This window comes from Wolbachia endosymbiont (group A) of Cydia strobilella (assembly GCF_964026745.1).
Taxonomy (GTDB): Bacteria; Pseudomonadota; Alphaproteobacteria; order Rickettsiales; family Anaplasmataceae; genus Wolbachia; species Wolbachia pipientis.
Genome location: NZ_OZ034694.1, coordinates 527,392 through 539,477, shown reverse-complemented (window position 1 = coordinate 539,477; position 12,086 = coordinate 527,392). Strand labels below are relative to the sequence as shown.

Below are 12,086 nucleotides of genomic sequence, written 5' to 3'. Positions count from 1 at the left end.
AACTGTTAGAGGTTGTCCGGAAACAAGTAAAAGGCTATAATATCTGAAATTTTAGTACGGGGTAAAGATGAGAAAAAAGTATCCAACAGATCTAAGCGAAAGGGAATGGGCAAGAATAGAAAAACACTTCAGAGTATCATACAAGAAAGGAGGAAGGCCGCCAAAGTATAGCAAAAGAGAAATATTAGAAGCAATTTTCTATGTATTGCGTACAGGGTGTCAATGGCGGTATTTACCAAATGATTTTCCGCTATGGAAGACTGTGTATGAGCAGTTCAGGCAATGGAAGAAGCAGGGAATTTTTGAGAAAATGAATTATGAAATTACAAAATATAGTAGAAGAAAAATAGGAAGGAATGAGCAGCCGAGTGCCTGTATAGTAGATAGTCAATCTGTAAAGACTACAGAAAAGGGGGGATCAAAGGCTATGATGGAAGTAAAAAAGTAAAGAGTAGAAAAAGGCATATAATTACAGACACTCAGGGTTTTATACTAGGTTGTTACGTAGGTGCTGCTAACGAAAATGATAGAGATGGTATTAAAATAGCATTAAACAATATGAGAACAAAATATACTAAAGTTAAAAAAATGTGGGCTGACATGGGATACCAAGGAAGAAATTTAAAGAATCACATAAAGGAAGAATATGACATAGATATTGAAATTGTTAAAAGGCCTCCATGTAGATTTTGGGTGCACAAAGATACGCCACCTGAGCTACTACCAACAAGAGAACAAGGGTTTAAAGTACAGCCAAGAAGATGGGTTGTAGAAAGGACTTTTGCTTGGGTTAATAGGAATAGAAGGCTATCGAAGGAGTATGATTTACTCACAACATCCACTGAGAATTTCATATACCTAGCTATGAGTAGGGTTATGTTAAAGAGGGAATATGCTTGAATTTACTAGTTTCCGGACAACCTCTTACGGAAAATTAAGCAGCGTTTGATAAATCGTCATTCCGCTACTTGTTAGCGGCTGAGATACCGCGACGGTATGACGGTTAAGTAGGCCAGTGCCCCTATGATGTCATCCCAGTGTCAAGCACATAGCTGTACGAACGTTGTAGTTTAGGAGCAATTCCCACCAGTGGGCCAGTGCCCAGACACTGGTTCTATGCAACTTAATTAAAAACGTTTGTTTTAGCGTAAGACAACTACCTTTAGCTCATCAGCTCAGTTATAAGCAAAATTTCTGGATTCCAGACTGGAATGACACCATTTGCTGTGCAATTTACCTTCAAAAATGAATGTTCGTACAGCTATGTGTCAAGCACTGGGATGACACCATTCTTTTTTCTGGATTCCAGTGTCTGGGCACTGGAATGACACCCCCCTGATAGGCTAAAATCATAGTGTTTGTACAGTTGTGGGTTTAGGCTACCTATAAATTCTAAACTGTTGTTACGTATTAGGACCACCAAATACACCCCCAGGACCCAAAGTCAGTTTAGCTATATCAGAAAACAGGTTATGTGGAAATCTTAAAATACTTCTTGTTCGCCAAGCAAAATAAATACATTCCTACAAACAAGCAGATGCTCAATACTGACACATAAGAAAACTTAAAAATTAAATCTCTAATGTATATTGATAAGCATTTACCTGCAGAAAATTTGTATAGTAATCCAACACATACAACGGCACTATCAACCACTGATGCTATAATTAAAGTAATGAAATTTGCCATATGAAAATTCAACTTGGACTTCAATTTTTCAAAAATAATTATGCTTGAGAGAAGAGATACTAAAATTGCAGTATATGAAATCAATATCATCAAATTAAAACTTTGCCATTTAAAAACACAACATAGCGCTGTACACACTATTAAGTTGTACGTAGCTTTGCTTCTGCCATAAAATTCAACCATTGAATTTACAACTAAAGCAGCTCCCACAAATAAGGCAGCACATATCATCAATTTATTTGAAGTGTTGAGTAAAGAAAGACTGATAAACAGGAGTATCGATAAAATAGACATAATTACCTACCCAAAATTAATAACATACATTCATTCTAAATAAACATTACATATAGTAAAAGAGTTATTTAGCATAATAAGAAAAATATTTTATATTAGCATGCCACATCTTTCAGATCTACTTTTAAAACATCCTTTATGTTTAGCACCTTTTTCTCTGTTACTTTGCCAATACATGAATAAACTGCACCTTCAAACAATTCTTCAAACCTCTTCTGATTTTGTGGTGCAATAGTAACCAAAATTCTACTTTGCGATTCAGAAAACATTATTATCTTGTTTATTATGTCTGTATTTTGTATTTTTCCTATTGGCACTAGTGAAAGATCGATTTCAGCACCAAGGTCTCCTGCAATTAGCGATTTTGCCAGAGCAATAACTAATCCGCCTAAGTTTGGTGCAATTGCAGAGGCAATTATGCCATCTTTTATTGCCTGGTTGTAACGCTCATACAACTTCCTAGCGCTCTTTGCATCAACTTTTGGTACGTTGTTATTACCTATTCCACTATATAACTGATATTCAGATCTACCAAGTTCATCAAGTGTTTCTCCAAGCACATATATCAAGTCCCCTGGCATTTTTACATCAAGCGATACCGCATTTTCAATATTTTCTATAATTCCAATTGCTGAGATGAGTAATGAAGGTGGTGCAGAGATTATCACTTTCTCGCCATTTTCATCATATCCCTTGAAGTCATTGAACATACTGTCTTTTCCGGATATGAATGGTGTTTTAAATGCAGTTGCGAAGTCGTAACAAGCCTCTGCAGCTTTCTTTAGTTGCCACAACCTTTCTGGATTATAAGCATCACACCAGCAAAAATTGTCGAGCAACGCTAGATGATTTATATTTCCTCCTGCGGCTACATAGTTGCGTATCGCGGTGTCAATTGCACATGCTGCCATGTGGTAGGTGTCAATTTCTCCATAACTTGAGCCAAATCCTTGCGATTTTACAACACCTTTATTTGAAGAAAGAACAGGCCTTGAGACAATAGCTTCGCTGCACATTCTTCCCTTGCCTTGCAGTGGTTTTAACACTGACGATCCTTGAACCTCATGATCATATTGCACCACTATGAACTCTTTACTGCAAATGTTTGGTCTGCTTAACATTTCTTTTAATTCAATTTCTAAAGAAGGCGAACTTGTTGTCATTCCAGCGCGTGGCGCTGGAAGCCCCTTAGACCACGGCTTTGTCTGTAAATGCATTTTAGGATTACCATCATGCAGAAATTCAGTTCCGATATCCATTATTACTGTCCCTTTAGGACATTTAACAACGGCTTTACCACTCTCATTAAACTCTCCAATCACACAAACCTCCACATCATGTTTTTTCATGATTTGCTTAAACATAGGGAGATTTTCTTCTGGCACTGCTAAGGTCATTCTCTCTTGTGATTCTGATATCCATATTTCCCACGGAGCCATACCATCGTTTTTAAGGAGAACCTTGCTCAAATCAACTTCAAATCCGTCTTTTCCCATTTCACCAATAGACGACGACAGCCCACCTGCTCCATTGTCCGTTATTGCATTATAAAGACCAAGATCTCTTGCTTTTATGACGGCATTGGATAGTTTTTTTTGTGTTATAGGGTCACCAATTTGCACAATCGTTGAAGGGCTGTTTCCCGACAAAGCCTCTGAAGAAAACGTTGCACCGTGAATTCCGTCTCTTCCAACTCTTCCGCCAATAATTACGATTTTATCGCTGTTTTTAGGCCCTTTGATGTGTGAAGGTGCGTTATTTATGTTGCGCGGAATAATTCCGACACTGCCAACAAAAACTAACGGCTTGCCACAAAATCTATCGTCAAAATATACCGATCCAAGTTGCGTTGGAATACCAGAGCAATTACCAGCAACATTAACACCGTGGATCACTTCTTTCATTATATATTTTGGCGGTAAGATCTCATCAGTGCGCTCTTTGTCCCTATAAAACTTGCCTTTTGCTTCTTTGGCAAAGCAAAAGTAATAGGTATTCATTATAGGCTCTGCGCCTTTCCCGAAACCCACTATATCGCGATTAACTCCAAGCACTCCGGTCATTGCTCCACCAAATGGATCAAGAGCTGAAGGGCTATTGTGAGTTTCAACTTTATCTACAATCAAGTAATCGTCATCAAAAATTATTCCTCCTGCGTTGTCGGAGAAAACTGACACGCATATGTCAGAATTTATCTCACGCGTTGCACGCTTAATATAATGAGCATATAGACCGTCTTTTATTTCATCAATAGGGGAGCAAAAAATATTGTGTTTACAATGTTCAGACCAAGTCTGTGCCAGAGACTCAAGTTCAATATCATATGGATTTCTACCAAGTTTTTTAAAGTAATCCTTTATAGCTTTCATTGCTGCCAGCGAGAGCCCTAAAGTGCCATTACCATCGATTCCATCTCTGCTGATTTTCTCAAGTTCTTGGTCACTTACATTTAAATCAACAGATTTAGCCCCATTACTACTTGATATCACTCCAGTGCTCTCTTTTGTCATCCCAGCCTTTTTTTCTGTCATCCCAGTGCTTGACACTGGGATCCATTCTTTTTTTTCCTGGTCACGCGCTGGAATGACACCGGAGTGGGTATTTAATGACTTATATTTACCATAATATTTCCAGCTATAGTTATTATTTTCTTTACAGATAAGTGTGCAATACTCAGTGATGGGGTTGAACTCTTGTTTTATATCATCTTCGGTTGGTAAATCTCCTTGACTTAGAATCAATTTTGAACTTCTTGCTTTGATCTCAATTGGTGTCATTCCAGCGCGTGACGCTGGAATCTGCGTTTTCTCTTTCTGGATCCCAGTGTCAAGCACTGGGATGACAGGCTGGTCGATATAGCCTTTGCTTATTAAATACTCTCTAACAATTTGTTTCACTGTGTTGCCTACATTATCGGTCATGCCAGGTAGGAAGCTTATTTCCAAGCCCCACTTTGCTTGTGGTTCTATGAAATCATACGGAACTTCTTCAAGGTTTTCATTGTAGGAATAATAACGGCAGTCTTGTATGACTTTATTATAAAATAGCCCGCAAATTTCTTCATATAATTTGGATGGTAATCCTTTGCGTATGTAAATCGAGTAAACGTTGACTAACCATCTGCGGCCAATTTGCTCGCATTTATTTAAAACTTCTATTCTAATGTTTGCCATGTAATGTTATAAAAAATTTTAATATATAATAGCATACAAGCACGTTTATATTTTGAATAATTTCTATACAATAAAATATTGTATTAATTGTTACTGTTAGTGGGAAGAGTTTTTACCGTTAATGTGGATGAATCTCTTTTTGATGTGCTGGTTCAGCACATATTTTCTGAATATGAAAGAGAAAAAATTCCTGAAGTAAAAATTATACTTCCTTGCAAGAGGGATGTGATAGCGTTGCTGAGTGCATTCAAGAATCATAATGCTAAAAAATGCATAATTTTGCCAGAGATAGTTTCGCTAGAGAATATTGATGAGGAAGATTTAATATTAAATCTTGATAGGGTTAAAGTTATCAAGCCAACAAAAAGGACACTGCTACTCATTCAATTCATATTAGAGTGGAATAGAAAAAATAATGATAATTTTCCAATTGATTTAGCTTATAGCCTGCCATCACTGCTTGATAAAATTCAATCTACCCAAACAACGGATTGTTATCAATTTGATGAACATTCAAAAAAAATAGAGAATTTCATAAGCTTACTCACTGAGACTTGGAGTAAAACTTTAAAAGATTTAGAAGTAGTAGATATATTAAAACATAAGAGTGATTACATAAACAATATGATAATCTCTTTACAAAAAGACCAATATATAATCTTTGTTGGAATTGGAAAGGATAAGTCGTTAATTAGGGCTATATATGATCTGCCATTTGGAAAAATAATTTTGCCTAACTTGAATTTGAAAATTAAAGAGAAAGACTGGAAATCGCTTGATAAAAAACACTATCAATATTGTTTGAAAGATCTGCTCGATTATTTAAATGTGGATAGAAGGGATGTTAGCTGCTTGAACACTATAGAGAATGAAATAACTGACTATGTCTTTGATACAACTGCCGATCTAAGCAAAGTTAGTAGTGGACATGTTGGCAATATTGAAGTCATCACTTGTGATTCCAGAGAGGAAGAAGCACAAGTGACATCATTAATTATAGAGAATGAAGGTTATGAAAACGTTTCTTTGGTCGTCTTTGATAAATTACTTGCAACTCGTATAGCATGTTTATCAAGGCAACACAGTGCCATACCGGAAAATTATCCTTATATAACGCTCCTACTTTATAGTATCGAAGTTTTGACCTCAAATTGGAGCAGTGTGTCATTACTTTCGCTCCTTAAACATAGGCTAGTGACTTTTGGTTACACTCAAGAAGAGTACACTCGGATTTTATCTGAATTTGAAATAGAGGTATTACGCAACTTTAATACAAATGGCCTGAGCGATATTATAAATGCTATCAATGCCCATAAAAAGCTAAAACATAAAGAAGATATATTACTTATTATCAGTAAGTTAGAGGTTATATTTAATCCTTTACTTCGTTCTATAAATTGCTCTATTTTCGATGTGGTAGCAACTCATTTGCAGTGTATTAATATATTATCTGGTATAAATTTTTCAGAGCTAAATAGTGAAATAGGTAATTTTACCTGTAATTTCTCAAATGCATGTGAGGGTGTAGGAATTAAATGCTCCTTAGAGTTATATAGCCAAATTCTGACCTTATTTTTAGAGAAAGAGTTTTTCTTTGTAGCAAGTGACTTGAATAAATTCAGCTTATATCACAACAAAGTTGTAATACTTGCTGGATTTAATGAAGCGCCAAGCTTTCAAAGTCCGCTTTTGAATGCACTTACGAGAGAAAAATTTAATCTTCCTTCTGCGCAAGAAGAGCAGGGGTATTTTTTTTATACTTTACACAATTTGTTTTGTGCAAGTAAGGTTTATATTACAAGATCGCTAAGCCATAGAAAGCCAATTCTATTGCAGCGTTTGGAAATTCTACTCAAGGAGGGGAAGCAGCCGTATCGTGATTGGCTAAGGATATTAAATACGCCTGAATGTACTGTTCCATGTACTCAGCCTATGCCAAAACCTCAAACCGAAGTTAGAAAAGAAAAAATGCAGGTGATGTCTTGCAGTGCAATAGAAAAGCTAATTCGTAATCCTTATTCATTTTACGTTGAATATATACTGGGCCTTAAACAATTAAGAGACTTGAATTTCAAGCCATCGATATTGGAATTTGGCACTATGGTACACAACATTCTTGCAAGATATTTACGCAACAAAAAATCTCCAATGAGCATTGCACGAGAAGCATTCTCGACTAGTCAGTTTAATTTTTCAAATATGTGGTGGGTAAGACTACAAAAGATAATTCAATCTTTTGTCGAATTTGATGAAACTCGAAGCAATTATGTTGAGTTGGAAAAGAACTTTTCCTGTCCGATATTTCATATTCCAGCGCGTGACACTGGTTCTTGTGATCAGTATGAAACTGCTTGGATGACAAATAAGCCACAAGAAATTTCACTGATAGCAAGATGTGATAGAGTTGAGTATCTACCAAGTGGGCAAGTGGCAATTATAGACTATAAGCTTGGTACACCACCTTCCAATGAAGAAGTAATGTCGGGATTTTTTCCGCAATTAATTTTACAAGCCTTAGCGGTAGAACATATAACAAAAAGAGAAGTCTCAGAACTTGCTTATTGGAAACTTGATTATGATAAAATAAAAGTTATTTCTATACAAAATTATAGATACAAAATGCAAGAATTAAAAAATGATCTGCCTGGTTTTTTATCTAACTATTTAAGTAATTCCACACCCTTTATTGCCTCTCCATATTTCGATAAATTCCTGAGATTTAACAGCTATAAACAGCTAGAAAGGGTAGGGGAGTGGTTGTAAATGGTGTCATCCGAGTACCTGACACTGGTTTCCATCCAAAAGGGTGTCATCCCAGTGCCCAGACACTGGGATGGCTTTGTTGCATCACACTTTATGAGATGGTGATTTATGGTAAATTCATGTAACTATCTCAAATTTAGCCATACCAATATCAGTGAATTTATTAAGCAAATAGCATTTAGTTCTTTTTCTCGATTTATCTCAGATTTATTCCTAAAACTAAATCCGAATATTTGCTTTAATCTTGAGAAAAACCCTTCAATATAAGATCTTTTCCCATAATTTACTTCTTTTTTCCATTCTTTCATGCCATCTTCACCGTATAATTTTATTAACCTAATAGCAGCATTCCTGTCAGACATATAATCTATTTCTGGATGTTCTGCCGCATTGTTTATTGGTGGAATTTTTGTCTTTATATCATATTCGTTACACAACTTATAAAACTTGTGCCTATCACATGCTCTATCTGCATATAGTGCTTTTATGGCATGCTGAAAATCAACTTCTTTTAGCAAATCACAAGCTCCATAGTGATCAGAGTAGACACCGTTACTGTATTTTACAGCTATGGCTTTTTTGTTGTTTATATTCAACATTACGTGCAATTTTCTCGTTTGCTCATAGCCACGATATTTTCTGTCAGTGCTATTTTCCTTGCTGTGTGTTGTTGTATATACTAATTCCTGTACTGTCTATAGCAATTTCGATATCTTCCATATTAGAGGTTGTCCGGAAACTAGTAAATTCAAGCATATTCCCTCTTTAACATAACCCTACTCATAGCTAGGTATATGAAATTCTCAGTGGATGTTGTGAGTAAATCATACTCCTTCGATAGCCTTCTATTCCTATTAACCCAAGCAAAAGTCCTTTCTACAACCCATCTTCTTGGCTGTACTTTAAACCCTTGTTCTCTTGTTGGTAGTAGCTCAGGTGGCGTATCTTTGTGCACCCAAAATCTACATGGAGGCCTTTTAACAATTTCAATATCTATGTCATATTCTTCCTTTATGTGATTCTTTAAATTTCTTCCTTGGTATCCCATGTCAGCCCACATTTTTTTAACTTTAGTATATTTTGTTCTCATATTGTTTAATGCTATTTTAATACCATCTCTATCATTTTCGTTAGCAGCGCCTACGTAACAACCTAGTATAAAACCCTGAGTGTCTGTAATTATATGCCTTTTTCTACTCTTTACTTTTTTACTTCCATCATAGCCTTTGATCCCCCCTTTTCTGTAGTCTTTACAGATTGACTATCTACTATACAGGCACTCGGCTGCTCATTCCTTCCTATTTTTCTTCTACTATATTTTGTAATTTCATAATTCATTTTCTCAAAAATTCCCTGCTTCTTCCATTGCCTGAACTGCTCATACACAGTCTTCCATAGCGGAAAATCATTTGGTAAATACCGCCATTGACACCCTGTACGCAATACATAGAAAATTGCTTCTAATATTTCTCTTTTGCTATACTTTGGCGGCCTTCCTCCTTTCTTGTATGATACTCTGAAGTGTTTTTCTATTCTTGCCCATTCCCTTTCGCTTAGATCTGTTGGATACTTTTTTCTCATCTTTACCCCGTACTAAAATTTCAGATATTATAGCCTTTTACTTGTTTCCGGACAACCTCTAAAGCGCTATAAAAATGTTCCTGATAATCTCTCGCATGTAACACAAAGTTGGGATACTGCGGTTTCAACAAGTAACATGAGCAACTTTAGTGTCTGCACCACCTGGGCAAAAATAGATAATAAATTCTATTTACTCGACGTATATCGCGCAAAGCTTGAGTATCCAAAGCTTAAAGAACAGGTTTTGTCACTAGCTGCAAGATGGACGCCACACGCAATTTTAATCGAAGCAAAAACAAGTGGTCAACAATTGGTGCAAGAGCTAAAGACAAACAGTGATTTACCGATTATTGAAATAGTGCCACATGATGACAAGCTCACTCGATTTCATCAAATTGTTCCGATTATAGAGTCTGGCAAGGTTTTTCTGCCACATCAAGCAGTATGGCTGAACGATTTTGAGTATGAGATTTTAATGTTTCCTGAAACGCGCCACGACGACCAAGTGGACAGTACCGTGCAATATTTGCAGTGGGTGAGAAACAGTACCTCCAGGGTTGCAGCTATACGAGCATTGTGATTTGAGTCTACCAGTACTGGGATGACAGCTAGGAGACAACCGTCATCCCGCTACTTATTAGCGGCTGAGATACCGCAGCGGTATGACGGTTCGCGGCGGCATGACAATAAGCTCGTCATTCCGCTACTCGTTAGCGGAATCTATGCTGAGATATCGCGGCGGTATGATGTAGGGAAACCTTTCTTGGGTTAGCTATATCAATAGCATTGCTTTAAAAAGAGTGCCCATATTTTCAGTCAACCTTAAGAATTCACTAAAGATCCTATTCTTTTGTTCATCACTTGCGCTTTTCATTAAAGCCTGGGTTCTTTCTTTTATGCCAAAAAGATATAAAAATTCCCTTTGAGTTAAAATCTCACAATCTACATGCTTTAATGGATCTCTTAACGCTTGAAAGTTCACAAGTGCGGTAATATCACTATTACCAACATTCTCAAGAAAATTAGCATACTTATGTTGTTTTATCGATTGCAAAGTGCTCTTATATGCGGGGTATACATAACCGTAATCTACAATCAAAGCAGCTCCTTTATTATTATATATCTTCTTCTCAAGTTTTTTTAATATTTCAACCCCAACTGAACATATTTCCACCACTGCACCATTAAAAAATTTTCCATTTGTCATCTGAGTAGCTGACACTGGAATCCATGATTCTTTTTTTCTGGATTCCAGTGTCACGCACTGGCATGACACCAAGAGACTGCCATCATCTTGTTTTGTCACCATATTTTCATACCACCCCTCATCATGATATACAAACTGATCTATCGGAAGAGCGTCAAAGAACTCATTTGCTAAAAAAATGGTTGGTTGTTCTGGTAGGTTGTCAATATTTTTGTGCCAATTAACATCTAAGCTTTTTAATTTTTCCTTTTGTATCTTCCGTAAAGTAGGGCTTATTTCAACTAAGTGGATCAACATTGAATTAAAAAAGCTGCTGTATTTTTTAGTGACTCTTATTATATCGTGAATGAGTGTTCCTTTGCCTGGCCCAAGTTCAACTAGAGAAAATTTTGATGGCTTTCCTAATTTTTCCCATGTATGCATTATCCAAACTGCAATTACTTCACCAAATAATTGGCTGATCTCAGGTGCGGTAGTAAAATCACCATCCTTACCAAGCGGTAATTTACTTGTATAATAGCCGTATTTTTCATGGTACAAAACGGCATTCATGAAATCACTGATGGATATTGATCCTTGACTTTTGTCAATTAATTCGTGTATATAAGTGAGCATGTTATTAATAAATGTTTAACTATAGCGTGCCATAATATAAAATAGTAGAGTATTTATATATATAGTATAAACTTAAGTTTGTGAGTAATAGTGCTTCAGTTATGGACGACAAAAACACCGATTATGTTGCCCTTATACCTCAAGATGATAGTATTGAATACAAATTTGAAGAAGCTGTCAATTTTATAGAAAACAAGGTTATAAATGCTGATGGGCTAACTTTAGCGGAAGTGTTTCAAGTGCTAGTTCAAATGCTAAATGGTGATCTAGAATTGGTAAAAAAAGTACTAGCATGTGCTAATATTATGGCAAAGCATGGAATGAAGGTAGCAAAAGAGTCGCAATTAAGCAGAGCTGATGTTCGCCGAGCTTTGGAAGGTAGAGAAAGTGTTGTCAATAGACAAGATTTTATAAAGAAACCACCTCTTCCACCTGCTATAAAATCGACCAAAAAGAAAAGTAGAGGTCTTTAGATGGCTGAATCTATAAAAAAATTTACTGTACAATGTGACTTCAAAGGGCAAAGTTCACCTTTTGCAATATACATAGGAAATCCAAAAAGTGATGCTCATCCAATTCATCATCAAGATTCCTGGCTTGTAAAAGAACGTGGAGGGAATATTCCTAATAAAGTAAAAGAAAGTCTACAAAAATTATATAAACTATCTCAAGAAAATGGAGTCTCTTTCTCAGAGTTATGTGCGTATGCCATTACTGTGGTTAGTAATAATGATAAAAAAAGTGACGACAAGGAGTAAGATAGT

Annotated in this window: 11 protein-coding genes and 1 pseudogene; 6 read left to right on the top strand and 6 right to left on the bottom strand. The window is 36.1% G+C overall.

Translation table 11 applies throughout. From position 1 onward, the window contains the following. Nucleotides 1-67 precede the first annotated feature (67 nt). A protein-coding gene (locus AAGD76_RS02670; protein WP_341820157.1) for an IS5-like element ISWpi1 family transposase occupies nt 68-900 on the top strand; the annotation gives its coding sequence in 2 pieces (ribosomal slippage) (nt 68-437 and nt 437-900; 834 coding nt in all). Nucleotides 901-1,261: 361 nt separating this feature from the next. Here AAGD76_RS02670 and AAGD76_RS02665 read toward each other — a convergent pair. The 3 genes from AAGD76_RS02665 to AAGD76_RS02655 all read right to left on the bottom strand — a co-directional run bounded on the left by AAGD76_RS02665 (nt 1,262) and on the right by AAGD76_RS02655 (nt 5,156). Next, a complete protein-coding gene (locus AAGD76_RS02665) occupies nt 1,262-1,420 on the bottom strand; it encodes a hypothetical protein (RefSeq protein WP_264951724.1) in 159 nt (52 codons plus the stop codon). Nucleotides 1,421-1,470: 50 nt separating this feature from the next. Continuing rightward, a complete protein-coding gene (locus tag AAGD76_RS02660; protein WP_006279733.1) occupies nt 1,471-1,983 on the bottom strand; it encodes a hypothetical protein in 513 nt (170 codons plus the stop codon). Nucleotides 1,984-2,078: 95 nt separating this feature from the next. Continuing rightward, a complete protein-coding gene (locus tag AAGD76_RS02655; protein ID WP_341820327.1) occupies nt 2,079-5,156 on the bottom strand; it encodes a phosphoribosylformylglycinamidine synthase subunit PurL in 3,078 nt (1,025 codons plus the stop codon). Nucleotides 5,157-5,255: 99 nt separating this feature from the next. Between AAGD76_RS02655 and AAGD76_RS02650 the strand changes: the two genes are divergently transcribed. Together AAGD76_RS02650 and AAGD76_RS02645 are read left to right on the top strand one after the other, a co-directional pair. Next, nucleotides 5,256-7,919 carry a PD-(D/E)XK nuclease family protein gene (locus AAGD76_RS02650; RefSeq protein WP_341820326.1) on the top strand — a complete coding sequence of 888 codons (2,664 nt, stop codon included), beginning with the start codon at nt 5,256-5,258 and terminating at the stop codon, nt 7,917-7,919. Then, the gene (locus AAGD76_RS02645; protein WP_256437677.1) at nt 7,910-8,044 is read left to right on the top strand and encodes a hypothetical protein; all 135 of its coding nucleotides are present in this window, start codon (nt 7,910-7,912) and stop codon (nt 8,042-8,044) included. Before AAGD76_RS02650 ends, AAGD76_RS02645 begins: the two co-directional genes overlap by 10 nt. Here the strand turns inward: AAGD76_RS02645 and AAGD76_RS02640 are convergent, their stop codons facing one another. Further along, the gene (locus tag AAGD76_RS02640) at nt 8,045-8,518 is read right to left on the bottom strand and encodes a transposase (protein WP_250296353.1); all 474 of its coding nucleotides are present in this window, start codon (nt 8,516-8,518) and stop codon (nt 8,045-8,047) included. It lies immediately after the preceding gene. Between the two features lie 149 nt (nt 8,519-8,667). Continuing rightward, nucleotides 8,668-9,500 (bottom strand): IS5-like element ISWpi1 family transposase gene (locus AAGD76_RS02635; RefSeq protein ID WP_341820157.1). Its coding sequence is split into 2 segments (ribosomal slippage): nt 8,668-9,131 and nt 9,131-9,500, totalling 834 coding nucleotides; the frame shifts between segments, so codons are not numbered across the junction. A gap of 55 nt (nt 9,501-9,555) precedes the next feature. Here AAGD76_RS02635 and terL point away from each other — a divergent pair. Then, nucleotides 9,556-10,080, top strand: a pseudogene (gene terL, locus AAGD76_RS02630) (phage terminase large subunit); the annotation flags it as partial. 192 nt (nt 10,081-10,272) lie between these two features. On the opposite strand, the gene AAGD76_RS02625 reads toward terL, so the two are convergent. After that, nucleotides 10,273-11,322 (bottom strand): class I SAM-dependent methyltransferase, encoded by a 1,050-nt coding sequence (locus AAGD76_RS02625; RefSeq protein ID WP_010962785.1) that lies wholly within the window; start codon nt 11,320-11,322, stop codon nt 10,273-10,275. A gap of 101 nt (nt 11,323-11,423) precedes the next feature. Here AAGD76_RS02625 and AAGD76_RS02620 point away from each other — a divergent pair, with 101 nt between their 5' ends. Both AAGD76_RS02620 and AAGD76_RS02615 read left to right on the top strand, forming a co-directional pair. After that, a complete protein-coding gene (locus tag AAGD76_RS02620; RefSeq protein ID WP_022626336.1) occupies nt 11,424-11,795 on the top strand; it encodes a hypothetical protein in 372 nt (123 codons plus the stop codon). After that, nucleotides 11,796-12,080, top strand: a complete 285-nt coding sequence (locus AAGD76_RS02615) for a DUF2610 domain-containing protein (RefSeq protein WP_010962783.1) — start codon at nt 11,796-11,798, stop codon at nt 12,078-12,080. Nucleotides 12,081-12,086: the final 6 nt, after the last annotated feature.